Genomic DNA, 24,016 nt, shown 5'->3' with positions numbered 1-24,016 from the left:
GGTGATGATGGCAGAGAGGTCACACCCGTTCCCATACCGAACACGGAAGTTAAGCTCTCTAGCGCCGATGGTAGTTGGGACCTTGTCCCTGTGAGAGTAGGACGTCGCCAAGCAACTAAAAACACAAGTCTTTTGACTTGTGTTTTTTTGTATTGTTAAACAGTGCATAAAAGAAGTAATGGTAATACAAACACGTTGCCCAAGAGTAAATCATATTATATAAGAGATGGATGTATATTTTTCTGTAAATTGTTAAGAAATAGAGGTATCAAATATGTTTATTTAAATACAGGGAGGGAAGGTTATGAAATTACAAAGTGAAATTTGCATTGTTTGTGAGACAGAAAGAGAAGAAGGTATATATGTTTATAATAATTTGATATGTCATGAGTGTGAAAAAGATATGGTGAATACTGAGACAGATGATCCAAAATATATACATTATTTAAAACAACTTCGAAAGTTAGAGGTATCATATTTATAAATAGGCATCTGCCTATTATTTTTTTTGTCTTAATATCTGTATAATAGATACAGAATGAATAGTAAGGAAGAGATAGATATGAATCAAAAGCGTATGCCTTTATATGAGGCGTTAATAGAGTTTAAAGAAAGAGAACCACTGTCCTTTCATGTTCCAGGTCATAAGAATGGTGTAAACTTCCCTCAGGAAGCTACAGGAGGGTTTAAGGACATATTATCGATAGATGTAACGGAGTTAACAGGATTAGATGATTTACATAGTCCGTTTGAATGTATAGATGAAGCACAGCGATTATTAGCTGAAGTATATGGTGTGCAAAAAAGTTATTTTTTAATTAATGGTTCAACAGTTGGAAATTTAGCGATGATTTTGTCTTGCTGCGGCGAACATGATATTGTCCTCGTGCAAAGAAATTGTCATAAATCAATTATTAATGCTTTGAAATTAGCAGGGGCTAACCCGGTCTTTTTAAATCCATGGATTGATGAAGTACATAACGTACCAGTAGGTGTTCATGATGAAGCTATCAAGGAGGCAATTACAAAGTATCCGAATGCTAAAGCACTTATTTTAACACATCCTAATTACTATGGTATGGGGATTGATTTAGAGGCAAGTATTGCTTACGCACATGAACATAAAATTCCTGTTCTAGTAGATGAAGCACATGGGGCACATTTTTGTATAGGGGATCCATTCCCAAAGTCAGCATTAGCTTATGGTGCGGATATTGTGGTTCATTCCGCACATAAAACATTACCTGCAATGACAATGGGATCTTATTTACATATAAATAGCCGTTTGGTGAGTAAAGAAAAAGTGTCTTCCTATTTAAGTATGCTACAATCTAGTAGCCCATCGTATCCAATTATGGCATCCCTTGATATAGCCCGTTTTGCAATAGCAGTTATAAAGGAAAAAGGTCATGATGATATTGTTGAGTTTTTACGCCGATTTAAAGAAGAATTGCGATCAATCCCACAAATAGCTATTTTACAATATCCGTTGCAAGATGAATTAAAGGTTACGGTGCAAACTCGCTGTCAGTTATCGGGGTATGAATTACAGTCTGTATTTGAAAAGGTCGGTATATATACGGAAATGGCAGATCCACATAACGTCCTATTTATATTACCGTTACAAGTAAATGAGGGGTATATGAAAGCTATAGAGATAATTCGAGTAGCTTTGCAGCAATATAAGGTAAAAGACAAGACAGCATCAATTCGTTATACTTATAAAGGGGAGATTTCCCCTTTACCGTATACGTATAAACAATTAGAGGGATACGAAACGAAGTTAGTATCTATAGAAGAAGCCGTTGGTATGATAGCTGCAGAAATGGTGATTCCGTATCCACCTGGAATTCCATTGATCATGTATGGAGAGAGAATTACTCAAGAACATACAAAGCAAATTACTCATTTAGAGAAAACAGGGGCTCGTTTTCAAGGTAGTACGAAATATATGAGCGTGTATGATATAGAAAGTAGGTTTTAGGATGAAGGGATTATTTGTAACAATCGAAGGGCCAGAAGGTTCGGGTAAAACAACATTAATTAAAAGTTTATTACCATATTTTGAGCAAAAGGAACAAAAGGTAATGGCGACCAGGGAACCGGGTGGTATTGCAATTTCTGAAGATATTAGAACAATTTTACATAAACAAGAATATACGATGATGGAAGCACGTACAGAGGCGCTTCTGTATGCTGCTGCACGTAGACAACATTTAGTGGAAAAAGTTATGCCAGCACTTGAGGAAAACTATCTTGTACTATGTGATCGTTTTATAGATAGCTCTTTAGCGTATCAAGGATATGCAAGAGGCTTAGGTATGGATAAAGTATTTGAAATTAATCGTTTTGCAACGGAAGATTGTATGCCTAGTTTAACAATTTATTTAGACATTGAGCCAGAGGTTGGATTAGCACGAATTGAAAAGGATGCAGGACGCGAAGTAAATCGACTAGATATGGAAGACATCGCTTTCCATAAACGCGTGCGTGAAGGGTATTTACAAGTTGTAGAGCGCTTCTCTGATCGTATTGTAGTAGTAGATGCTGATCAACCAATGGAAAAACTTATAGAAGAAGTTATTCAGATTGTAGAAGATAAATTGTTATAATAGAAGGAAAGAATGAAATAAGTGAGGTATGCATTATGATAAAGACGTGGGAGCAGCTTTCTGCTATACAGCCCATCGGTGTCAAAATGTTGATGAATAGCATTGCAAAAGAGCGTATATCCCACGCTTACTTGTTAGAGGGGGGGAAAGGGACTGGGAAGTTCGCAACAGCAATTCAAATGGCAAAAAGTTTTCTCTGCTTACAAAGAAATGGTGTAGAGCCTTGTCATGTATGTACGAATTGTCGCCGAATTGATTCAGGTAACCACCCAAACTTACATATTGTAAAACCCGATGGATTATCTATTAAAAAACAGCAAATCCAAGATTTACAAGAAGAGTTTTCAAAAACAGGATTAGAAGCAAATAAAAAAGTATATATTATTGAGCATGCAGATCGTATGACAGCAAATGCAGCGAATACACTCTTAAAGTTTTTAGAAGAACCAAGTAGTGATACAACAGCCATTTTACTTACTGAACAAAGTCATCAGATTTTAAATACAATCTTATCTCGTTGTCAAGTTGTTACATTTAGGCCGTTACCTACAGAATCCTTAATTAAGAGATTAGAGGAAGAAGGTATTACAGTTTCTTTATCTACACTGGCTGCACAGCTTACAAATAGTTTTGAAGAAGCTTTATTAATGTGTAATGATGAATGGTTTGCACAAGCGAGAGCTTTAGTGATAAAATTATGTGAAGCGCTCGAAAAAGATAAGGCCTCTATTTTTTTTGTACAAGAAAAATGGGGGAAGCACTTTGGAGAGAAAGAACAATTACAGCAAGGCTTAGATATGTTGCTCCTTATTTATAAGGATTTATTATATGTTCAACTTGGAGAAGAAGATCGTCTTGTTTTTCATGAGCAGAAAGAGATGTTTGAATCCTTTTCTTATGCTCAGAAGCGCATTGTATCAGCTCTCTTTCATATATTAGAGGCAAAAAATAGAATCAACGCTAATGTAAATGCGCAGCTTGTGTTCGAACAGTTAGTGTTGCGGTTGCAGGAGGGATGACCGTTTTGTATGATGTAGTAGGTGTTCGCTTTAAGAAGGCCGGGAAGGTATATTACTTTGATCCAAATCAGTTCGATATCTCAGAAAATGAGTTCGTAATTGTAGAAACGGTAAGAGGTATTGAATACGGAAAAGTAGTTATTACCAAAAAGCAAGTTGATGAAAACGACGTTGTATTACCGCTTAAAAAGGTTATTCGTATTGCAAATGAAAATGATCGTACCCTTGTTGAAGAGAATAGGCATGCTGCGAAAGAAGCATATCAAGTTTGTCAACAAAAGGTAGGAGAACATAATCTTGATATGAAGCTTGTAGATGTAGAGTATACGTTCGATCGTAATAAGATTATTTTTTACTTTACTGCGGATGGTCGGATTGATTTCCGGGAACTAGTGAAAGACTTAGCGGCAATTTTTAGGACAAGAATTGAGCTGAGACAGATCGGTGTTCGTGACGAAGCAAAAATGCTTGGTGGTATTGGTCCATGTGGTCGTATGCTTTGTTGTTCTACTTTTTTAGGAGATTTTGAACCTGTATCCATTAAAATGGCAAAGGATCAAAATTTATCATTAAATCCTGCAAAAATCTCTGGTTTATGTGGTCGCTTAATGTGTTGCTTAAAATATGAGAATGATGAATATGAGGCAGCAAAGGAACAACTTCCTGATTTAGATCAACGTATACAAACCCCGCATGGTACTGGCCGTGTTATCGGATTAAATATTTTAGAAAGATTAATTCAAGTGGAACTAGTAGACAAGGAACGGATAGTAGAATATACGTTAGATGAATTAATTAATAAAGGGGTCGTTTCGAGTCAAACCACAGATTAATGAGGTGGGTGCTTGTGGAGAAAAAGGATATTTTTGCATCGGTTTCTAGTATGGAAGAGCAAATTGGATATTTATACAAACAGTTGGGAGAATTAAAACAACATCTTGCAGAATTATTGGAAGAAAACCAACATATAAAAATGGAAAATGAAAATTTGCGACATCGTTTTGAAGAAGTGCAGAATAAGGAAAAACAAAAAACTCAAAAACGCAAAGAAATGAAGCCAAAAACAGATATCGGTGAGGGCTACGATAACTTAGCGAGACTGTATCAGGAAGGTTTTCATATTTGCAATCTACATTATGGAAGTGTACGTAAAGAGGGAGATTGTTTATTCTGTCTGTCATTTTTAAATAAAAAGTGAGATTACCTTTCCAATATAATTGGAAAGGTAATTTTTTATACATGAGAGTAGAATGAAATTTATTTTTACATTAATAGAGGATGAAATAGGGTAGGTTAAGTGTAAGAAAGGGAGCAATATATGAATTTATATGAAGATGAGCGTTTAGATTACTTATTAGCACAAGATATGAAGATTGTACAAAGCCCATCAGTATTTAATTTCTCTTTAGATGCTGTGTTACTTGCAGATTTTGCTTGGGTACCAATTCAAAAAGGTAATTTACTTGATTTGTGTACGGGGAATGCGGTTGTACCTCTTTTATTGAGTACAAGGACAAAAGGGACAATTACAGGTGTAGAGATTCAAGAGCGCTTATATGATATGGGAATAAGAAGCGTTCAATACAATAATTTAGAAGAAAGAATTCATTTAATCCATGGAGATTTGAAAGATATGCCGGAGAAACTTGGGCGCCATCAATATGATGTTGTAACGTGTAATCCTCCTTATTTTCAAACACCGCAAACTTCTGAGAAAAACATGAATGAACATTTAGCGATAGCTCGTCACGAAATTATGTGTACATTAGAAGATGTTGTATATGCAAGTAGCCAGTTGGTAAAACAGGGTGGGAAAGTTGCATTTGTACATCGTCCAGGTCGTTTTCTCGATATCGTTACATTGATGCGTAAATACAAAATTGAACCGAAACGTGTGCGATTTGTTTATCCTAAGGCTGGTAAAGAAGCGAATACATTGTTAATTGAAGGAATTAAGGATGGAAATGCAGATTTAAAAATTTTGCCACCTCTTTTTGTATATGAAGAGAATAACGAATATACAGAGGAGATTCGTTCAATTTTATATGGAGACGAATAAGCATTGTTTTTATGTGGTGGAGTGTTCTGATGGAAGTTATTATGCTGGATATACAAATCATATAGAAAAGCGGATTCAGACTCATAATAATGGAAAAGGTGCTAGATATACACGTGCTAGACTTCCGGTTGTTTTAAAATATGTAGAGGATCATGAGGATAAACGAACGGCTATGCAAGCTGAATATCATTTTAAGCAGTTAACGAGGAAACAAAAAGAAGAATACATGCAAAAAGGAGAACGCTATGTGGCAGCAAAAAAGCTTTCAGCAAAATGAAAAGGGAGTTTTATATTTAGTACCAACTCCAATCGGAAATTTAGAGGATATGACATTTCGTGCAATCCGAATTTTAAAAGAGGCAGATATTATTGCTGCTGAAGATACAAGACAAACGAAGAAGCTTTGTAATTATTTTGAAATTGAAACACCAGTTATGAGTTATCACGAGCATAACAAAGAAGTAAGTGGACGAAAAATTTTGGGTAAGTTAGAAGATGGTAAGACTGTAGCCATTGTGAGCGATGCGGGTATGCCGTGTATTTCTGACCCTGGTTACGATATTGTTGTAGAAGCTGTAGCGGAACAATATCATGTTATTCCGCTTCCTGGAGCAAATGCGGCTCTTACAGCATTAATTGCATCAGGACTTGAAACAAAGCAGTTTTATTTCTATGGATTTTTGCAAAGAAATAAAAAGGAAAGAAGAATGGAATTAGAGAAGATTCGTTACGTACAAACTACAATGATGTTTTATGAAGCACCTCATCGTCTAGATGATACTTTAATCTCAATGCAAGAAGTTTTAGGAAATAGGGAAATCGTATTATGTCGCGAGCTAACGAAAAAATTTGAAGAATTTATTCGTGGAACAATTGAGGAAGCGATTGAGTGGACGAAGCAAAATGAAGTCCGTGGTGAGTTTTGTATTTTAGTAGCTGGTTCAACGGAAGAACCTGCTCCGGAAGAACAATGGTGGGAATCTGTTTCAGTATATGATCATATTGAACATTATATAAATGAAAAAGGCATGAATTCAAAAGAAGCGATTAAAACAGTCGCTAAAGATCGAGATTTGTCGAAAAGGGATGTATATCAAATCTATCATGTCGATAAAAAATAAGCTTCTCATAATTGAGAAGCTTATTTTGCTGTTTCGATATAATCTTGAAGTTCGTTTAAAACTTGCTCAGCGCCTTCTTTGCTTAAGATAATTTTACCTTCAGCTAAAGATAGGTTACCATCAGATACTTCGCCAGTTACTTGGCAAGTCATGTTTGGTTTATATTTTTTTAAGATGATTTTCTCGTCATCAACGTAGATTTCAAGAGCATCCTTTTCTGCAATACCTAAAGTACGGCGTAATTCGATTGGAATTACCACACGACCTAATTCATCAACTTTACGAACGATACCAGTAGATTTCATAATTCTTTTCCTCCTAAATAAATAGTTTATAAGTTACGAGTCTATTTTTTGATTCGTCATTTTTCGACAAAATACCCTATGGACATATGATACCAATCATTTACATTTCCGTCAATTCTTAAATTCTATATTTTTTAAAAAGATTTATAGATTTCTTACTTCTTATATATAATAGAATGTGGGTAATTACTATAATTATTTCATTTTATTTTCTGAAAAATATATATATTTCAGAGAAGGGTTGTATAATTTTTAAAAATATGAGTAATAGATGATAAAGATATCGAGCATTAACTCGTTTTTATATGTGAGTTTTTGATATACTGTTTATAAATACATATGAGGTCATCCGGGAGGTCCAAAACAATGACAGAGGAAAATAAGTCCTTTTATATTACTACCCCAATTTATTATCCAAGTGGAAAGTTACACATTGGACATGCTTATACGACAGTAGCAGGAGATGCAATGGCACGATATAAGCGTATGCAAGGATACAATGTTCATTATTTAACAGGAACTGACGAGCATGGACAGAAGATCCAAAAGAAAGCAGAAGAACTAAATGTTACACCACAAGCATATGTGGACAACATTGTATCAGGGATTAAAGAACTTTGGGAGAAGATGGATATCTCTTATGACGATTTTATTCGTACAACTGAAGATCGTCATAAAGATGTCGTTGAGAAAATCTTCAAGCAGCTAGTAGATCAAGGTGATATTTATCTTGATGAATATGAAGGTTGGTATTCTGTACAAGATGAAACATTCTATACAGCGCATCAATTAGTAGATCCAATTATGGAAGGCGACAAAGTAGTTGGTGGAAAAAGCCCAGATAGTGGCCATGATGTAGAGCTTGTTCGCGAAGAGTCTTATTTCTTTAGAATGGGTAAATATGTAGACCGACTATTAAAGTTCTATGAAGAGAACCCTCATTTCATTCAACCAGAGTCTCGTAAAAATGAAATGATTAATAATTTTATTAAGCCAGGATTAGAAGATTTAGCTGTTTCTCGTACTTCATTTGACTGGGGAGTTCGTGTTCCAGGGAACCCAAAACACGTTATTTATGTATGGGTAGATGCTTTGTCTAATTACATTACTGCATTAGGATATGGAACAGAAAATGAAGAGAAATATAAAAAATTCTGGCCAGCAGATGTTCATTTAGTTGGAAAAGAAATCGTTCGTTTCCATACAATTTATTGGCCAATTATTTTAATGGCGTTAGATTTACCACTTCCGAAGAAAGTCTTTGCTCATGGCTGGATTTTAATGAAGGATGGAAAAATGAGTAAGTCAAAAGGAAACGTAGTAGATCCAGTTACACTAATTGATCGTTACGGATTAGATGCATTACGTTACTACTTACTTCGCGAAGTTCCATTTGGATCCGATGGCGTATTCACACCAGAGGGATTTGTTGAACGAATTAACTTTGATTTAGCGAATGACTTAGGAAACTTATTAAATCGTACAGTAGCTATGATTGATAAATACTTTAACGGGGAAATCCCTGCATTTAAAGCGAATGTGACTGAGTTCGATGAAACGCTAGTTACATTTGCGAAGGATACATTGAAAAAAGTAGAAGAGGCAATGGAGAATATGGAGTTCTCTGTAGCACTAAGTTCTATTTGGCAGTTAGTTAGCCGTACGAATAAATATATTGATGAAACACAGCCGTGGGTATTAGCGAAGGATGAGAATGATCGTGAAAAACTTGCGTCTGTAATGGCGCACTTAGCAGAGATACTTCGTCAAACAGGTATTATGCTTATGCCATTCCTAACAGTAGCACCAAGTAAGATGTTTGCTCAACTTGGACTTACTGAAGAGGCACATAAATCTTGGGAAAGCCTATCTACAATTGGTTGTATTCCAGCTGGAACAAAAGTAGAAAAAGGAAACCCAATTTTCCCTCGTTTGGAAATGGAAGTAGAAGTAGAGTATATTAAAGAAAAAATGCAAGCCTCTGCTCCTAAAGTAGAAGAGAAAAAAGAAGAAGAACCGAAGGCAGAAGAAATTACAATTGATGATTTCTTTAAAGTAGAATTACGAGTAGCTGAAGTAATATCGGCTGAACCTGTGAAAAAGGCAGATAAGTTGTTAAAAATTCAGCTTGATTTAGGAACAGAAAAGCGTCAAGTTGTTTCGGGAATTGCAAAATTCTACTCACCAGAAGATCTAAAAGGCAAAAAGGTAATTTGTGTAACAAACTTAAAACCTGTAAAATTACGTGGTGAATTATCACAAGGTATGATTTTAGCAGGTGAAGAAAATGGCGTATTGTCATTAGCAACAATCGACCAAAATTTACCGAATGGTACAAAAATCAAGTAATTGAGACAAGAAAAGAGATGTTTCACGTGTAACATGTGTGAAGCATCTTTTTTCTTTTTAAATTCCCTTTTTTTGCATTAAAATTGTAGTATTGTTATCGTTAAGTTAGAAAAGGCTTAATTTTTTTCTAGGATAGAATTGATTTCAATATAAAAGGAGTTATGTATTATGTTGTTTGATACACATTCACATTTAAATGCAGAGCAGTTTGAAGAAGATTTACAAGAAGTTATTGCAAGGATGAAAGAAGCGGGAGTTACATATACAGTTGTTGTTGGATTCGATGAAGTAACAATAAAAAAAGCGATTGAACTAGCTGAAGCCTATGATTTTATTTACGCTGCGGTTGGATGGCATCCCGTTGATGCAATCGACATGACAGAAGAACATTTAGCTTGGTTAGAAGAACTTGCTTCTCATCCTAAAGTAGTTGCACTTGGAGAAATGGGCCTAGATTATCACTGGGATAAGTCTCCAAAAGAAATACAGAAGGAAGTATTCCGTAAACAAATTGCATTAGCCAAAAAGGTGAATTTGCCGATTATTATACATAACCGCGATGCAACGCAAGATATTGTTGATATTCTAGAGGAAGAGAATGCAGCTGAAGTGGGAGGCATTATGCATTGTTTTAGCGGTAGTGTAGAAGTAGCACAGCGATGTGTCGATATGAACTTTTTAATTTCATTAGGTGGGCCTGTTACATTTAAAAATGCGAAGAAACCGAAAGAAGTTGCTATGGAGATTCCATTAGAAAAATTATTGATAGAGACAGATTGTCCATATTTAACACCACATCCATTTCGAGGGAAACGAAATGAACCTAGTTATGTAAAACTAGTAGCAGAAGAAATTGCGAATTTAAAAGGAATTTCTTATGACGAGGTAGCACAAATAACAACAAAGAATGCAAAAGCTTTATTTGGTGTCGAATAAAAAGAGTGGGGGAGTCCCATTCTTTTTTTATTTTTTAGAAGAGAGACAGTAGAAATGCTAAGAGTCCATTATTTACTTATAACATAAGTGTAGAAATATTGCGGATAAATTAGGATGGAGATAGAAGTGTTACAATAAGAATAGTGAACAAAGATTTTTCTCTTCTACTTTTTAAAATGTACGATTAGGAAAATAATAATGGAAAAGTCGTCATTTTTTTGTTTTACTAAGTAGAGACGAAACGAGTGTGGAGGCAAGCATGAAAATTAAAGAGATTATCGTTGTAGAAGGTAAAGATGATACAGTTGCGATTAAACGTGCTGTTGATGCGGATACAATCGAAACGAACGGTTCAGCAATCGGTGATCATGTTATTGAGCAAGTTAAATTAGCGCTGCAAAAACGAGGCGTTATTATTTTCACAGATCCGGATTATCCTGGAGAGCGTATTCGAAAAATTATTTCTGATAAGGTTCCTGGATGTAAACATGCTTTTTTACCGAAGGAAGAAGCACTTGCTAAAAGGAAAAAAGGTGTCGGAATTGAGCATGCTTCTAATGAGTCAATTCGCCGTGCTTTAGAGAATATACATGAAGAAATGGAAGCTTATACAAGTGAAATTAGTTGGAGCGATCTAGTCGATGCAGGCTTAGTGGGCGGAGAAATGGCAAAGAGTCGCAGAGAAAGAATGGGTAAGCTATTAAAGATTGGTTATACAAACGCAAAACAGTTACATAAACGTTTACAAATGTTTCAAGTTTCAAAAGAATCGTTTGCAGAAGCTTATAAACAAGTCATACAGGAGGAAAGAAAATGAAGGATATCGCAACGCCAAATCGTACAAAAGACATTGTTGAAAAGTATGGATTTTCATTCAAAAAAAGCTTAGGACAAAATTTTTTAATTGATACGAATGTATTAAATCGTATCGTTGATCACGCGGAAATTGGTTCGGAAAGTGGTGCAATTGAAATTGGACCAGGTATCGGTGCGTTAACAGAACAATTAGCGAAGCGTGCTAAAAAAGTAGTGGCTTTTGAAATTGATCAGAGATTATTACCGATTTTAGATGAGACGTTAGCTCCATATAGCAACGTTACAGTTATAAATAAAGATGTACTAAAAGCAGATGTACATGAAGTGTTTAGTGAGCAATTCGAAGAAGGACAAGATGTAATGGTAGTAGCTAACTTACCATACTATATTACAACGCCAATTTTATTTAAATTGCTTGAAGAGAAATTACCGGTTCGTGGGTTTGTTGTTATGATGCAAAAAGAAGTTGGAGATCGTTTAGCTGCTAAACCTGGAACGAAAGAGTATGGTTCTTTATCAATTGCCATTCAGTATTATACAGAGGTAGAAACAGTTATGACTGTACCGCGTACAGTGTTTGTACCACAACCAAATGTTGATTCTGCGATTATCCGTCTTCTAAAGCGTCCTAAACCAGTTGTAGAAGTGAAAGATGAAACATTCTTCTTTGAAGTAGTACGAGCGAGTTTCGCACAGCGTCGTAAAACGTTAATGAATAATTTATCAAATAATTTAAATGGCTTCCCGAAAGATAAAGAGTTGTTAGACCGAATTTTAACAGAAGTAGGAATTGATCCGAAGCGAAGAGGCGAAACGCTATCTATCGAAGAATTTGCAACATTAAGTAATGCATTAGTTCTTCATAAATTATCATAAGAATATGAAAGGGACAGTTCAATTTGAGCTGTCCCTTTTGTCACCTTTCCTTTCCTAAATTCATACTTTAAAAGCAGGTAAGATGGCCTAACGAGTTTGGAGGTAGGAGAATGGCTTTACATGTTGGAGAATTAGTGGAACGATATTCTCATAATAGGGATATTCTTTTTCGTATTATAGAAATAAAAGGTGAGATCGCGATATTGTTTGGGGAAGAAATTAGACTTGTGGCGGATGCGCCGCTTGCAGATTTAATTAGTATAGATCAACGAGAACATAAAAAAAGAGTGAAGCGTGAAAAAGAAACAATGGAGCGTACGTACCGTTTATTTCAACAAGATTATGTATTAATGAAACAAAGACATGAACACACTTCAACAGGTGGATATACAAGTGAAGTGAATTATTTTCAAATGCCAGGGCGTGTATTGCATATAGATGGAGATCCTTTGTATTTGCGCAAGTGTTTAGATTTATATAATAAAATAGGCGTTCCTGTACAAGGCATTCATTGTAAGGAAACGGAGATGCATGAAAAGGTAGTAGACCTAATCGATCATTTTCGTCCAGATATTCTAGTTATTACAGGACATGATGCATATACAAAGTCAAAAGGAGTCATGGGAGATTTAGCAGCATATAGACATTCTAGACATTTTGTACAGGCTGTTCGAGAAGTGCGAAAAAAATATCCATCATTAGATCAACTCGTTATTTTTGCTGGAGCTTGTCAATCACACTTTGAGGCGCTGATTCGAGCAGGTGCTAATTTTGCTAGTTCGCCATCTAGAATTAATATTCATGCTCTAGATCCTGTATATGTAGTTGGCAAAGTTAGTTTCACTTCATTTATGGAAAGAGTCAATGTATGGGATGTTGTGCGTAATACAATTACTGGTGAAAAAGGACTAGGAGGAATTGAAACGAGAGGGATTTTACGAACTGGATTACCCTTTCAACATTATGATGAATGAGCAAGGTACATACGTATCTTGCTTTTTTATGTGGAAATGATGTAAATGAGTTTGGATAAAAAGTTTCAAGAACGTGCAGACTATACAATGATACTTGTACAATATAGTATTTCTTCTATCTATTCAAACGCATGATGTTTTTATAATGATATTGTCTGTAAATTGCGGTTAATAATTGGGATAGATATGTCGTGTTTTAAGTGTTCAATCTAAATTACAGCGAGGTGTAGCAAGGGATATGTCAAAACGTTTAGATGATATTAAAAACGAATTAGATCACCATCTTGGACAGCGACTTATGTTAAAGGCGAATAGTGGAAGAAGAAAAACTGTAGAGCAATCGGGTGTGCTTGCAGAAACATATCGTTCTGTGTTTGTTGTACAGTTAGACCAACAAGAAGATGCATTGCAACGTGTATCTTATAGTTATGCAGATGTTTTAACAGAGACAGTAGAGTTAACATTTTACGATGAACCTCATAATGAAGCATTTTATAATTAACATGTTAGTTGTTACATATATTCCCACAAATGAAAATCTATATTATTTTGCATACTAATTATACCGTAGCAAAATAAGGAGGGACTCTGCATTGAGTAGACGAAGAGGAGTCATGTCAAATCAATTTAAAGAAGAGCTTGCAAAAGAGCTTGGCTTTTATGATGTTGTTCAGAAAGAAGGATGGGGCGGAATTCGTGCGAAAGATGCTGGTAATATGGTGAAACGTGCTATAGAAATTGCGGAACAGCAATTAATGAAACGAAACCAGTAGTTGTAAGATACTTTCTATGCTACGGTAGCCGAGGAGAGATTCCTCGGCTTTTTGCACGCTAAAAGGTGCCATCATTTGATATAAGTAGTTTCATTCTGAATGCTTTTCGTTATAATTAGGGAAGTGTCATCGTCTTACTATAAATTTATGGTAAAATAAACGATAAAAGATTGAGTACATAGAGTGGGTGAATAGATTGAAGCTACTAGTGAAAGCGCCAGCAAAGATTAATCTGTCGTTAGATGTACTGGGAAAAAGACAAGACGGATATCATGAAGTGAAAATGATTATGACAACAATTGATTTAGCAGATCGTTTAGAGCTAACGGAATTAGCAGAAGACCGTATTGAAATTTTGTCCCATAATCGGTATGTCCCAGACGACCAACGCAACTTAGCTTATCAAGCAGCGAAATTATTAAAAGAGAAGTTTAATGTAAAAAAAGGTGTATCTATTACTATTGAAAAAACGATTCCAGTAGCCGCTGGATTAGCAGGTGGAAGTAGTGATGCAGCAGCGACATTACGTGGCCTTAATAAGTTATGGAATTTAGGAATTACAATCGATGAGTTAGCAGAGCTTGGCGCAGAAATTGGGTCAGATGTGTCGTTTTGTGTATACGGCGGAACTGCGATCGCCACTGGAAGAGGAGAAAAAATTGAACACATAAAGACTCCACCTTCTTGTTGGGTTATTTTAGCAAAGCCTCACATTGGTGTATCGACTGCTGACGTATATGGAAATTTAAAATTGAATTGTGTTACACATCCAAATGTAGATAAAATGGTTGAAGTCATTAATGGCGGGGACTATAAAGGAATTTGTGATACTGTTGGTAACGTTTTAGAAGATGTGACATTTGCGATGCATCCTGAAGTTGCGCGTATTAAGGCACAGATGAAACGATTCGGTGCGGATGCTGTATTAATGAGTGGAAGTGGCCCAACTGTATTTGGTCTTGTACACCATGATTCGCGAATGCATCGTATATATAACGGATTAAAGGGATTTTGCGAACAAGTATATGCAGTACGTTTATTAGGAGAGCGAGAAACGCTTGAATAAAGACGTATAATACGTTATGATTTGTTTAGAATATTCGTGATTTGAGGTGAGAGTATGAAAATTAGACGAAGTACAAGATTGGTCGATATGACTTATTACTTGCTACAAAATCCTCGTCAGCTAGTTTCTCTCACTTTTTTTGCTGAAAGGTATCAATCGGCTAAATCATCCATTAGTGAAGATTTAGTTATTATTAAGCAAACGTTTGAACAACAAGGGGTCGGCACATTGCAAACGATACCAGGAGCAGCAGGAGGAGTGAAATATATTCCCTATATAAGTGAAGAAGAGGCAAATCTGATTATTAATGAGCTTTGTAGCTTATTTGAAAATCCAGATCGTATTTTGCCTGGCGGTTACTTATATATGACGGATCTTTTAAGTAATCCTCGCCAGATTAATGGTGCGGGTCGTTTATTTGCTTCCGTTTTTGCTAGACAACCAATTGATGCGGTTATGACCGTAGCGACAAAAGGAATTCCACTTGCTTATGCAGTGGCGAATTACTTAGATGTACCGGTGGTAATTGCGAGAAAAGATAATAAGGTAACAGAAGGACCCACTGTTAGTATTAACTATGTATCAGGTTCCTCTAAGCGAATCCAAACGATGACTTTAGCAAAGCGTAGCCTTCCAGAAGGATCTAATGTTCTAATTATTGATGATTTCATGAAAGCTGGCGGAACCATTCAAGGTATGATGAGCATGCTAGAAGAGTTTAAAGCTAACGTTGTTGGAATTGGTGTATTAGTAGAATCTACGGATATCGAAGAAAGACTTATTAATAACTTTGTATCATTAATTCGTCTGTCAGAAGTTGATGTGAAAGAAAAAGCGATTCAAGTGGAGAAGGGGAATTATTCGCTTGCGCCATTTAAAGAAGGAATTGTAGAGGCTGAGTAAAAAGGGTAAAGCAGATAGCTTTATCTTTTTTTATTCTATTTATAAATTATAAAATAGGTGGACAAACTGCTTTTCGTGCACTATTTTTAAAGAGTAAAAATAAATAATAAAAGGGTGAAAAGTATGAAAGTTGTTCAAACAAGCAAAGCACCACAAGCAATCGGACCATATTCACAAGGGATTATTGTAAATAATATGTTCTATAGTTCGGGACAAATCCCGTTAACAGCAAGTGGAGAACTTGTAACGGGGGATGTAACAGTACAAACAGAGCAAGTATTTGAAAATTTACAAGCAGTATTAGCAGAAGCTGGTGCTGCATTTGATACAGTAGTAAAAACAACAGTATTCTTAAAGGATATGGATGATTTTAATGCGGTTAATGAAGTATATGGTTCTTATTTCTCTACTCATAAACCAGCGCGTTCTTGTGTACAGGTAGCAAAATTACCGAAAGATGTTTCTGTTGAAATCGAAGTAATCGCCCTAGTTAAGTAACACTTTGTAAGCGATAACCTCTACTAATCTCTATATTCAACTACAATAAAAATTTTTATCTTAAAAATTTTTAAAAAATTAAAGGGAAAATAGAAATTTTGTGGAATTTATACAAATATATCGCTTATTTAGAAAAGGGTGGTGAACACAAGATGGAAGTGACTGACGTAAGATTACGCCGCGTAAACACAGAAGGCCGCATGAGAGCAATTGCCTCTATTACTCTAGACCATGAATTTGTTGTTCATGATATTCGTGTAATTGATGGTAATAATGGATTATTTGTAGCAATGCCAAGTAAACGTACTCCAGATGGAGAATTCCGTGACATTGCACATCCAATTAATTCTGGTACACGCTCTAAAATTCAAGATGCGGTTTTAACAGAGTATCATCGTTTAGGCGAGTTAGAAGAGGTTGAGTTTGAAGAAGCAGGCGCTTCGTAAAATTCGAATGAAAAGGGCTTTTGAAAGAAAGTCTTATAATTTTGTAGCAAACTCCTGTAAGCATTTACAGGAGTTTGTTTTTTTGTGTTTATATATATTTCCCGTTTGGAAAATTCGAAATTTATTAAAATGAAGAGAAAAACTTCTAATTTTTTCAAAATCATTTTAAATAGTATAGCTTATTTCTTAAAAAAGATACTAAAGAGTAAAACATCGTATAAGAATTATGGTAAAATTTAATAGTTATAATGTGTTTCTTGAAATATATGATGATTTAGGATAATATCGTTAATGGATAAATAGGTTGCGATGGAGGGTCTATATGTCAAACAGATTTGCAGTGATTCTAGCTGCGGGTAAAGGCACACGTATGAAGTCCAAGCTATACAAAGTGCTACATCCTGTATGTGGAAAACCAATGGTACAACATGTAGTCGATCAAGTATCCCAATTAGGGATGCAGAAACTTGTAACAGTCGTTGGACATGGTGCTGAAATGGTACAAGAACAGCTAGGAAACGTAAGTGAGTTTGCATTACAAGCAGAACAACTTGGTACAGCACATGCTGTCGATCAAGCTGCAAATGTACTTGCAAATGAAGAAGGAACAACTTTAGTTATTTGTGGTGATACACCTCTAATAACTGCTGAAACGATGGAAGCATTGCTTCAGCAACACGAGGAAGCGGGAGCAATGGCAACGGTACTAACAGCGTACATAGAAGAGCCTGCTGGATATGGCCGTATCGTTCGTAATGAGAATGGTCATGTTGAAAAGATTGTTGAGCATAAGGATGCAAATGAAAAAGAATTAGCTATTAAAGAAATCAATACGGGTACGTATTGTTTTGATAATAAAGCTCTATTTGCTTCACTTTCTAAAGTTTCAAATGATAATGTACAGGGCGAATATTACCTTCCGGACGTTATTGAAATTTTAAAAAATGAAGGTCATATTGTATCAGCTTATCAAACAGAGCACTTCGATGAAACGTTAGGTGTTAACGACAGAGTCGCTCTATCGCAAGCGGAAATTATTATGAAAAACCGTATTAACCGAAAGAACATGGTAAATGGTGTTACAATTATTGATCCAAGTAACACATACATTTCTGCTGATGCGATTATTGGCAGTGATACAGTTCTTCACCCAGGAACAATTATTGAGGGTAACACTGTAATTGGTTCTGATTGTGAAATTGGACCACATACAGTAATTCGCGACAGTGAAATTGGAGAGCGTACGGTAATTCGTCAATCTACTGTACATGACAGCAAACTTGGTACAGAAGTATCAGTTGGCCCATTTGCACATATTCGCCCAGATTCAGTTATTGGAGATGAAGTGCGCGTTGGAAACTTCGTAGAAATCAAAAAAACTGTTTTTGGTAATAGAAGTAAAGCTTCACACTTAAGTTATATCGGGGATGCACAAATTGGAGAAGACGTGAATCTTGGTTGTGGTTCAATTACGGTGAACTACGACGGAAAGAATAAATTTAAAACTGTGATTGGTAACGGGGTATTTATTGGATGTAATTCAAATCTTGTTGCTCCTGTAACAGTTGAAGATGGTGCTTATGTGGCAGCAGGCTCTACAATTACAGAGAATGTTCCATCAAAAGCATTATCGGTAGCACGTGCACGTCAAGTTAACAAAGAAGACTATGTTGATCAATTGCTGAATAAGAAAAAATCATAATGTGGAGGGTTAATCTAGATGTCGACTCAATATCTAAATTCTAATTTGAAAGTATTCTCTTTAAACTCTAATAAGGAACTTGCTGAGCAAATCGCAAAGCATATTGGAGTAGGACTAGGAAAATGTTCTGTTGATCGTTTTAGTGATGGAGAAGTTCAAATTAACATTGAAGAAAGTATTCGTGGTTGCGATGTATTCATTATTCAATCTACAAGCTTCCCAGTAAACGAACATATCATGGAATTACTTATTATGATTGATGCATTAAAACGTGCATCTGCAAAAACAATTAATATTGTTATTCCTTACTATGGTTATGCGCGTCAAGACCGTAAAGCGCGTTCTCGTGAACCAATTACATCGAAACTTGTAGCAAACTTGCTTGAAACAGCAGGTGCAACTCGTGTAATCACTCTAGATTTACATGCTCCACAAATTCAAGGATTCTTTGATATCCCAATCGACCACTTAATGGGTGTACCGATTCTTTCAGATTACTTTGAAACAAAAGGTCTTAAAGATATCGTAATCGTATCTCCTGATCACGGTGGCGTAACTCGTGCTAGAAAAATGGCAGATCGCCTAAAAGCGCCAATCGCTATTATTGATAAGCGTCGTCCTCGTCCGAATGTATCGGAAGTAATGAACATTATCGGTAACATCGAAGGCAAAACAGCAATTTTAATTGATGACATCATTGATACAGCTGGTACAATTACATTAGCGGCAAACGCTCTTGTTGAGAACGGTGCTTCTGAAGTATATGCTTGCTGTACACACCCAGTATTATCTGGCCCGGCAATTGAGCGTATTCAAAATTCGAATATTAAAGAGTTAGTTGTAACGAACTCTATCGTATTACCAGAAGAAAAGAAAATTGATAAAGTACATGAACTTTCAGTTGCTCCATTAATCGGAGAAGCAATCATTCGTGTATACGAAGAAGAATCAGTAAGTGTATTATTCAATTAATTGGATAGAATGAGACGTAACCAAGATTGGTTACGTCTTTTCGTATCGAAAAAAGAAAGTAGTGGTACAAAGAATGAAATTAATAGTAGGACTTGGGAACCCAGGTAGAGAATATGAATTAACAAGGCATAATATTGGGTTTATGGCGATTGATGAACTTGCCAAGCGTTGGAATATTTCTTTGAATGAACAAAAATTCAAAGGGCTATTTGGTGCAGGCTTTGTTAATGGGGAAAAGGTAATCTTATTAAAGCCACTTACATATATGAATTTATCTGGGGAAAGTATCCGTCCACTCATGGATTATTATAAAATTGATGTCGAGGACTTCATCGTCATGTACGATGATTTAGATATTCCTGTAGGTAAATTACGCCTTCGCATGAAAGGAAGTGCAGGTGGACATAATGGTGTGAAATCAACAATTTCACATTTAGGAACACAAGAATTTCAACGCATCCGCATGGGAATTGATCGCCCGAAAAATGGGATGAAAGTAGTGGATTATGTATTAGGACGTTTTACGTCTGAAGAACTTCCTGGTGTCAATCAATCCATTGAAAAGACAGCAGATGCATGTGAAGAGTGGTTAAATAAACCATTTCTCCAAATCATGAATACTTTTAATAGTTAAGCGTATAATCTGGAATATTTTATTTTGCTTTAACCCATACTAGTAGTAATTGGATATTTAGGAGGCTAGTATGGAAGGGTATTATTACTGCAGACATTGCGAGAGTAATGTAGGCTCCGTTACCGTAGAAAAAGTATATAGCGACGTTTTGCTTCAACTAACAGAGCAAGAAGTAGTGGATATGATTCATTTTCATGAGAATGGAAATATATATATAAAAACAATTTGTGAATCGTGTCAAGAAACGCTCGCATCTTATCCTGAGTATTATGAATATGAAAAATTTCTGCAATAAAATGTTGTCGCTTTGGCATGTCCAAAGCATTTTTCTGTTTTCTTTTTCCAAAATATTTGCATAAAATATAGTAACTTGCTCTTTATGTTGAGAGGAGTTTTGATAATGATAGGTTTATTAGAGCAGTTTTATAAAAATGAAGAGATACAATCGGTTATTAATGGGCTAGAAGATGGGTTGAAAGAGCAACTTATATCGGGTATGGCAACATCTTCTCGTTCATTATTAATGGCAGCTTTATATAAAAAAACAAAAAAATCGCAACTAATTGTGACGCACAATTTATACCAAGCACAAAAAGTACATGAAGATTTAGTGGCTTTACTTGGTGAAAAAGATGTGTGGTTATATCCCGTAAATGAATTGATAGCATCGGAAATCGGTGTTGCAAGTCCAGAATTGAAGGCGCAGCGTATTGAAGTGTTAAATCGCTTGGTGGCGGGAGAGAATGGGATTATTGTAGCGCCAGTTGCAGGACTACGTAGATTTTTACCAATAAAAGAATTATGGAAGCAAAGGCAAATTGAAATCAATCTAGGGCAAGAGATTGATTTAGATGCACTTTTGCATACTTTACATCATATTGGCTACGAGCGTAAGTCAATGGTAGAAGCTCCAGGAGAGTTCAGTTTACGCGGGGGAATATTAGATATTTACCCATTAACGGAAGAATTACCATTTCGTATTGAATTCTTCGATACAGAAGTCGATTCTATTCGATTGTTTGATGTGGATGAACAGCGCTCTCAAGATAAAAAGGAAAGTGTTAAGTTCGGTCCAGCAACAGAGTTTTTATTTTCACAGGAAGAATTAAAATCGGGAATTAAGCATCTTGAAGAAGGCTTGACTAAGACGATGCAAAAGCTTTCCGATGATAAATTAAAGACTACAGTACTTGAGACGGTAAGTCATGAAATTGAGATGTTGAAAAACGGGCAAAGTATAGAACAAATGTTTAAATATTTATCTATTTTCTATAAAGAACCTGCTAGTCTGATAGATTATTTACCAGAAGATGGTGTTGTGATTTTAGATGAAATTTCCCGTATTCAAGAAACGGCATCACATCTCGAAACAGAAGAAGCGGAATGGTATATATCACTTCTTGGTGAAGGAACAATTATTCAGGACTTATCTTTCTCCCACTCATTTGAGGAGTTTCTTCATCATAAAAAAAGAAGTTTTGTATATTTAACGTTATTCTTGCGCCATATAGCACATACACATCCACAAAATATTGTGAATGTGACATGTAAAACAATGCAAGATTTCCACGGACAGATGCAGTTGTTAAAAACTGAAATTGATAGATGGAATGAAGGGCACTTTACGACCGTTGTGCTCGGAACAGATGATGAACGTGTAAAAAAACTACAACATATTTTAAGTGATTATGATATTGAGGCAGACATTGTAGAGGCGACAGATATTTTATTGCCTGGAAGGTTACAAATTGCTGTGGGTGATTTACATGCAGGGTTTGAAATGCCGATGCAAAAGCTTGTTGTTATTACTGAAAAGGAGCTTTTTCATAAGAAGGTTAAAAAATCACAACGTAAGCAAAAGTTATCTAACGCTGAACGTATTAAAAGTTATTCGGAATTAAAAGTTGGAGACTATGTAGTTCATGTAAATCATGGTATAGGTAAATTTTTAGGTATTGAGACATTAGAGATTAATGGTGTTCATAAAGATTATTTAAATATTAAATATCAAGGTAATGATAAGTTATATGTTCCGATTGAACAAATTGATCAAGTGCAAAAATATGTAGGATCTGAAGGTAAGGATCCGAAAGTTTATAAATTAGGCGGGAATGATTGGAAGAAGGTTAAAACGAAAGTTGAAAAATCTGTACAAGACATTGCAGATGACCTAATTAAATTGTATGCTGAGCGCGAAGCTTCAAAAGGTTATGCATATACACCAGATACGGCAGAACAACAAGAATTTGAATCTTCTTTCCCATATCAAGAGACAGAGGATCAATTACGTTCTATTGACGAAATTAAGAAAGATATGGAACGTGGACGTCCGATGGATAGGCTTCTTTGTGGTGACGTAGGGTATGGAAAGACTGAAGTAGCCATTCGTGCGGCATTTAAAGCAATTATGGATGAAAAACAAGTTGCGATTTTAGTACCGACAACCATTCTTGCACAACAACACTATGAAACAATTCGAGAGCGTTTTCAAGATTACCCGATTAATATAGGGTTGCTAAGTAGATTCCGTACGCGGAAACAACAAAATGAAACGATTAAGGGTTTAAAAGATGGAACGGTAGATATTGTAATCGGAACACATCGTATTTTATCCAAAGATGTTACTTATAAAGATTTAGGACTTCTTATTATTGATGAGGAACAAAGATTCGGTGTTACGCATAAAGAAAAAATTAAACAATTGAAAGCAAATGTTGACGTTTTAACGTTAACGGCAACTCCGATTCCACGTACACTTCATATGTCTATGCTTGGTGTGCGTGATTTATCTGTAATTGAGACACCGCCAGAGAATAGGTTCCCAGTACAAACATATGTAGTGGAGTATAATCCAGCATTAATGCGAGAAGCGATAGAGCGAGAGCTTGCAAGAGGAGGTCAAATTTACTTCTTATATAACCGTGTGGAGGATATTGAAAGAAAAGCAGATGAAATTTCGATGTTAGTTCCAGACGCTCGTGTAACATACGCACACGGGAAAATGAATGAAGGTGAATTAGAGTCTGTTATGCTATCGTTTTTAGAGGGGCAGCATGATGTTCTTGTAAGTACAACAATTATTGAGACGGGTGTAGATATTCCGAATGTAAATACATTAATTGTATTTGATGCAGATCGTATGGGATTATCACAGTTGTATCAGCTTCGTGGTCGTGTTGGACGTTCTAATCGCGTCGCGTATGCATACTTTGCATACAAACGCGATAAAGTGTTATCGGAAGTTGCAGAGAGGCGTCTGCAGGCAATTAAAGAGTTTACAGAGCTTGGATCTGGTTTCAAAATTGCGATGAGAGATTTATCAATTCGTGGTGCAGGTAACTTGTTAGGAGCAGAACAACATGGATTTATTGATTCTGTCGGATTTGATCTATATTCTCAAATGCTAAAAGATGCAATTGAACAGCGCAGGGGAACAGACGGAGTTGAAAATATAGTTAATGTTGAAATTGATTTAGAAGTAGATGCATATTTACCGGATGCTTATATTTCAGATAGTAAACAAAAAATTATGATGTATAAACAATTTAGAGGTGTTTCTGCAATTGAGGATATTGAAGAGCTGCAGGAAGAGATGATAGATAGATTTGGTGATTATCCACAAGAAGTTGGTTATTTATTACAAATCGCAAATATTAAAGTGTTAGCAATGAAAGAACAAATTGAGTTAATTAAGCAAAATAAATTTGAAGTAACGTTCCTGTTTTCTGAACAAGCAAGCCAAAATATCGATGGTGGGAAATTATTTATGCTAGGGAATAGTTTTGGTCGTATGATTGGTCTTGGTATGGAAGGGTCACAATTGAAAATTGTTATGAAAACGAATGGATTAGAGACATCGAAATGGTTAACAATTGCTGAAAATTTATTAAAAGGCTTACCAGATGTAAAAAAAGAAGTAATAAATGCCTAATTTAAGATAAAAAATACAATTCGA

General features: G+C 35.6%; 26 protein-coding genes and 1 rRNA gene. 26 read left to right on the top strand and 1 reads right to left on the bottom strand.

Annotated elements, in window-relative coordinates:
- The 10 genes from rrf to rsmI form a co-directional block, all read left to right on the top strand.
- Window positions 1–113: ribosomal RNA gene (gene rrf, locus Q3V31_RS29010) — 5S ribosomal RNA — on the top strand; the annotation flags it as partial.
- A 191-nt stretch (window positions 114–304) separates the two neighbouring features.
- Window positions 305–484: a sigma factor G inhibitor Gin gene (locus Q3V31_RS29005; RefSeq protein WP_000776273.1), complete on the top strand. Its 180-nt coding sequence runs from the start codon at window positions 305–307 to the stop codon at window positions 482–484.
- Window positions 485–562: 78 nt separating this feature from the next.
- On the top strand, window positions 563–1,984 hold the full coding sequence (locus Q3V31_RS29000; protein ID WP_001072285.1) for an aminotransferase class I/II-fold pyridoxal phosphate-dependent enzyme: 1,422 nt from the start codon (window positions 563–565) through the stop codon (window positions 1,982–1,984).
- A gap of 1 nt (window position 1,985) precedes the next feature.
- On the top strand, window positions 1,986–2,612 hold the full coding sequence (tmk, locus tag Q3V31_RS28995; RefSeq protein ID WP_000677223.1) for a dTMP kinase: 627 nt from the start codon (window positions 1,986–1,988) through the stop codon (window positions 2,610–2,612).
- Between the two features lie 35 nt (window positions 2,613–2,647).
- Complete coding sequence (gene holB, locus Q3V31_RS28990) at window positions 2,648–3,631, top strand: DNA polymerase III subunit delta' (protein WP_000598358.1); 984 nt, start codon at window positions 2,648–2,650, stop codon at window positions 3,629–3,631.
- A gap of 5 nt (window positions 3,632–3,636) precedes the next feature.
- Window positions 3,637–4,464, top strand: a complete 828-nt coding sequence (locus Q3V31_RS28985) for a PSP1 domain-containing protein (protein WP_000272430.1) — start codon at window positions 3,637–3,639, stop codon at window positions 4,462–4,464.
- A 14-nt stretch (window positions 4,465–4,478) separates the two neighbouring features.
- A complete protein-coding gene (gene yabA / locus Q3V31_RS28980) occupies window positions 4,479–4,829 on the top strand; it encodes a DNA replication initiation control protein YabA (RefSeq protein ID WP_071734858.1) in 351 nt (116 codons plus the stop codon).
- A 120-nt stretch (window positions 4,830–4,949) separates the two neighbouring features.
- A complete protein-coding gene (locus tag Q3V31_RS28975) occupies window positions 4,950–5,690 on the top strand; it encodes a tRNA1(Val) (adenine(37)-N6)-methyltransferase (protein ID WP_001055373.1) in 741 nt (246 codons plus the stop codon).
- A complete protein-coding gene (locus tag Q3V31_RS28970; protein ID WP_016131051.1) occupies window positions 5,677–5,967 on the top strand; it encodes a GIY-YIG nuclease family protein in 291 nt (96 codons plus the stop codon). The genes Q3V31_RS28975 and Q3V31_RS28970 overlap by 14 nt, the downstream gene beginning before the upstream one ends.
- Entirely contained in the window at window positions 5,936–6,811 is an 876-nt protein-coding gene (rsmI, locus tag Q3V31_RS28965; RefSeq protein WP_000267803.1) for a 16S rRNA (cytidine(1402)-2'-O)-methyltransferase, read from the top strand. Before Q3V31_RS28970 ends, rsmI begins: the two co-directional genes overlap by 32 nt.
- Window positions 6,812–6,831: 20 nt before the next feature.
- Here rsmI and Q3V31_RS28960 read toward each other — a convergent pair whose 3' ends face one another.
- A complete protein-coding gene (locus Q3V31_RS28960) occupies window positions 6,832–7,116 on the bottom strand; it encodes a transition state genes transcriptional regulator AbrB (RefSeq protein ID WP_000843037.1) in 285 nt (94 codons plus the stop codon).
- Between the two features lie 366 nt (window positions 7,117–7,482).
- Here Q3V31_RS28960 and metG point away from each other — a divergent pair, with 366 nt between their 5' ends.
- From metG to mfd, 16 genes are all read left to right on the top strand, one after another.
- Window positions 7,483–9,465: a methionine--tRNA ligase gene (metG, locus tag Q3V31_RS28955; protein WP_000134157.1), complete on the top strand. Its 1,983-nt coding sequence runs from the start codon at window positions 7,483–7,485 to the stop codon at window positions 9,463–9,465.
- A 168-nt stretch (window positions 9,466–9,633) separates the two neighbouring features.
- Entirely contained in the window at window positions 9,634–10,401 is a 768-nt protein-coding gene (locus Q3V31_RS28950) for a TatD family hydrolase (protein ID WP_000895834.1), read from the top strand.
- A gap of 259 nt (window positions 10,402–10,660) precedes the next feature.
- Complete coding sequence (gene rnmV / locus Q3V31_RS28945; protein WP_000692830.1) at window positions 10,661–11,218, top strand: ribonuclease M5; 558 nt, start codon at window positions 10,661–10,663, stop codon at window positions 11,216–11,218.
- On the top strand, window positions 11,215–12,093 hold the full coding sequence (gene rsmA / locus Q3V31_RS28940) for a 16S rRNA (adenine(1518)-N(6)/adenine(1519)-N(6))-dimethyltransferase RsmA (protein WP_000651554.1): 879 nt from the start codon (window positions 11,215–11,217) through the stop codon (window positions 12,091–12,093). The genes rnmV and rsmA overlap by 4 nt, the downstream gene beginning before the upstream one ends.
- Before the next feature lie 110 nt (window positions 12,094–12,203).
- Complete coding sequence (yabG, locus tag Q3V31_RS28935; RefSeq protein WP_001173735.1) at window positions 12,204–13,067, top strand: sporulation peptidase YabG; 864 nt, start codon at window positions 12,204–12,206, stop codon at window positions 13,065–13,067.
- Window positions 13,068–13,305: 238 nt separating this feature from the next.
- A complete protein-coding gene (gene veg / locus Q3V31_RS28930; protein WP_000044339.1) occupies window positions 13,306–13,569 on the top strand; it encodes a biofilm formation stimulator Veg in 264 nt (87 codons plus the stop codon).
- A 91-nt stretch (window positions 13,570–13,660) separates the two neighbouring features.
- Window positions 13,661–13,840 (top strand): acid-soluble spore protein SspF, encoded by a 180-nt coding sequence (sspF, locus tag Q3V31_RS28925; RefSeq protein ID WP_002094215.1) that lies wholly within the window; start codon window positions 13,661–13,663, stop codon window positions 13,838–13,840.
- Window positions 13,841–14,036: 196 nt separating this feature from the next.
- Window positions 14,037–14,906, top strand: coding sequence for a 4-(cytidine 5'-diphospho)-2-C-methyl-D-erythritol kinase (gene ispE / locus Q3V31_RS28920; protein WP_000772102.1), 870 nt, complete (start codon window positions 14,037–14,039; stop codon window positions 14,904–14,906).
- A gap of 54 nt (window positions 14,907–14,960) precedes the next feature.
- Complete coding sequence (gene purR / locus Q3V31_RS28915) at window positions 14,961–15,809, top strand: pur operon repressor (protein WP_000702477.1); 849 nt, start codon at window positions 14,961–14,963, stop codon at window positions 15,807–15,809.
- A 123-nt stretch (window positions 15,810–15,932) separates the two neighbouring features.
- A complete protein-coding gene (locus Q3V31_RS28910; RefSeq protein WP_097871524.1) occupies window positions 15,933–16,307 on the top strand; it encodes a RidA family protein in 375 nt (124 codons plus the stop codon).
- Window positions 16,308–16,459: 152 nt separating this feature from the next.
- Window positions 16,460–16,753 carry a septation regulator SpoVG gene (spoVG, locus tag Q3V31_RS28905; protein WP_000454041.1) on the top strand — a complete coding sequence of 98 codons (294 nt, stop codon included), beginning with the start codon at window positions 16,460–16,462 and terminating at the stop codon, window positions 16,751–16,753.
- Window positions 16,754–17,075: 322 nt separating this feature from the next.
- The gene (glmU, locus tag Q3V31_RS28900; RefSeq protein WP_000071044.1) at window positions 17,076–18,455 is read left to right on the top strand and encodes a bifunctional UDP-N-acetylglucosamine diphosphorylase/glucosamine-1-phosphate N-acetyltransferase GlmU; all 1,380 of its coding nucleotides are present in this window, start codon (window positions 17,076–17,078) and stop codon (window positions 18,453–18,455) included.
- Window positions 18,456–18,473: 18 nt separating this feature from the next.
- Entirely contained in the window at window positions 18,474–19,427 is a 954-nt protein-coding gene (locus tag Q3V31_RS28895; protein WP_000107420.1) for a ribose-phosphate diphosphokinase, read from the top strand.
- Window positions 19,428–19,500: 73 nt separating this feature from the next.
- A complete protein-coding gene (gene pth, locus Q3V31_RS28890) occupies window positions 19,501–20,061 on the top strand; it encodes an aminoacyl-tRNA hydrolase (protein WP_000767700.1) in 561 nt (186 codons plus the stop codon).
- A 70-nt stretch (window positions 20,062–20,131) separates the two neighbouring features.
- Window positions 20,132–20,356, top strand: a complete 225-nt coding sequence (locus Q3V31_RS28885) for an anti-sigma-F factor Fin (protein ID WP_000399437.1) — start codon at window positions 20,132–20,134, stop codon at window positions 20,354–20,356.
- A gap of 105 nt (window positions 20,357–20,461) precedes the next feature.
- On the top strand, window positions 20,462–23,992 hold the full coding sequence (mfd, locus tag Q3V31_RS28880; protein WP_098425920.1) for a transcription-repair coupling factor: 3,531 nt from the start codon (window positions 20,462–20,464) through the stop codon (window positions 23,990–23,992).
- Window positions 23,993–24,016 lie beyond the last annotated feature (24 nt).

It is taken from the genome of Bacillus nitratireducens (assembly GCF_036320425.1).
Lineage (GTDB): Bacteria > Bacillota > Bacilli > Bacillales > Bacillaceae_G > Bacillus_A > Bacillus_A nitratireducens.
This window is presented reverse-complemented; position numbering and strand designations above follow the sequence as displayed.

Bases quoted from the DNA above. Each gene is read 5' to 3' on its own strand.
- tmk (WP_000677223.1), top strand. From the start codon at position 1,986: ATGAAGGGATTATTTGTAACAATCGAAGGGCCAGAAGGTTCGGGTAAA.
- Q3V31_RS28885 (WP_000399437.1), top strand. From the start codon at position 20,132: ATGGAAGGGTATTATTACTGCAGACATTGCGAGAGTAATGTAGGCTCC.
- spoVG (WP_000454041.1), top strand. From the start codon at position 16,460: ATGGAAGTGACTGACGTAAGATTACGCCGCGTAAACACAGAAGGCCGC.
- purR (WP_000702477.1), top strand. From the start codon at position 14,961: ATGAAAATTAGACGAAGTACAAGATTGGTCGATATGACTTATTACTTG.
- rsmA (WP_000651554.1), top strand. From the start codon at position 11,215: ATGAAGGATATCGCAACGCCAAATCGTACAAAAGACATTGTTGAAAAG.
- Q3V31_RS29000 (WP_001072285.1), top strand. From the start codon at position 563: ATGAATCAAAAGCGTATGCCTTTATATGAGGCGTTAATAGAGTTTAAA.
- yabG (WP_001173735.1), top strand. From the start codon at position 12,204: ATGGCTTTACATGTTGGAGAATTAGTGGAACGATATTCTCATAATAGG.
- rsmI (WP_000267803.1), top strand. From the start codon at position 5,936: ATGTGGCAGCAAAAAAGCTTTCAGCAAAATGAAAAGGGAGTTTTATAT.
- mfd (WP_098425920.1), top strand. From the start codon at position 20,462: ATGATAGGTTTATTAGAGCAGTTTTATAAAAATGAAGAGATACAATCG.
- Q3V31_RS28950 (WP_000895834.1), top strand. From the start codon at position 9,634: ATGTTGTTTGATACACATTCACATTTAAATGCAGAGCAGTTTGAAGAA.
- pth (WP_000767700.1), top strand. From the start codon at position 19,501: ATGAAATTAATAGTAGGACTTGGGAACCCAGGTAGAGAATATGAATTA.
- glmU (WP_000071044.1), top strand. From the start codon at position 17,076: ATGTCAAACAGATTTGCAGTGATTCTAGCTGCGGGTAAAGGCACACGT.
- Q3V31_RS28970 (WP_016131051.1), top strand. From the start codon at position 5,677: ATGGAGACGAATAAGCATTGTTTTTATGTGGTGGAGTGTTCTGATGGA.
- Q3V31_RS29005 (WP_000776273.1), top strand. From the start codon at position 305: ATGAAATTACAAAGTGAAATTTGCATTGTTTGTGAGACAGAAAGAGAA.
- metG (WP_000134157.1), top strand. From the start codon at position 7,483: ATGACAGAGGAAAATAAGTCCTTTTATATTACTACCCCAATTTATTAT.
- rnmV (WP_000692830.1), top strand. From the start codon at position 10,661: ATGAAAATTAAAGAGATTATCGTTGTAGAAGGTAAAGATGATACAGTT.
- Q3V31_RS28895 (WP_000107420.1), top strand. From the start codon at position 18,474: ATGTCGACTCAATATCTAAATTCTAATTTGAAAGTATTCTCTTTAAAC.
- Q3V31_RS28910 (WP_097871524.1), top strand. From the start codon at position 15,933: ATGAAAGTTGTTCAAACAAGCAAAGCACCACAAGCAATCGGACCATAT.
- Q3V31_RS28960 (WP_000843037.1), bottom strand. From the start codon at position 7,116: ATGAAATCTACTGGTATCGTTCGTAAAGTTGATGAATTAGGTCGTGTG.
- holB (WP_000598358.1), top strand. From the start codon at position 2,648: ATGATAAAGACGTGGGAGCAGCTTTCTGCTATACAGCCCATCGGTGTC.
- veg (WP_000044339.1), top strand. From the start codon at position 13,306: ATGTCAAAACGTTTAGATGATATTAAAAACGAATTAGATCACCATCTT.
- Q3V31_RS28975 (WP_001055373.1), top strand. From the start codon at position 4,950: ATGAATTTATATGAAGATGAGCGTTTAGATTACTTATTAGCACAAGAT.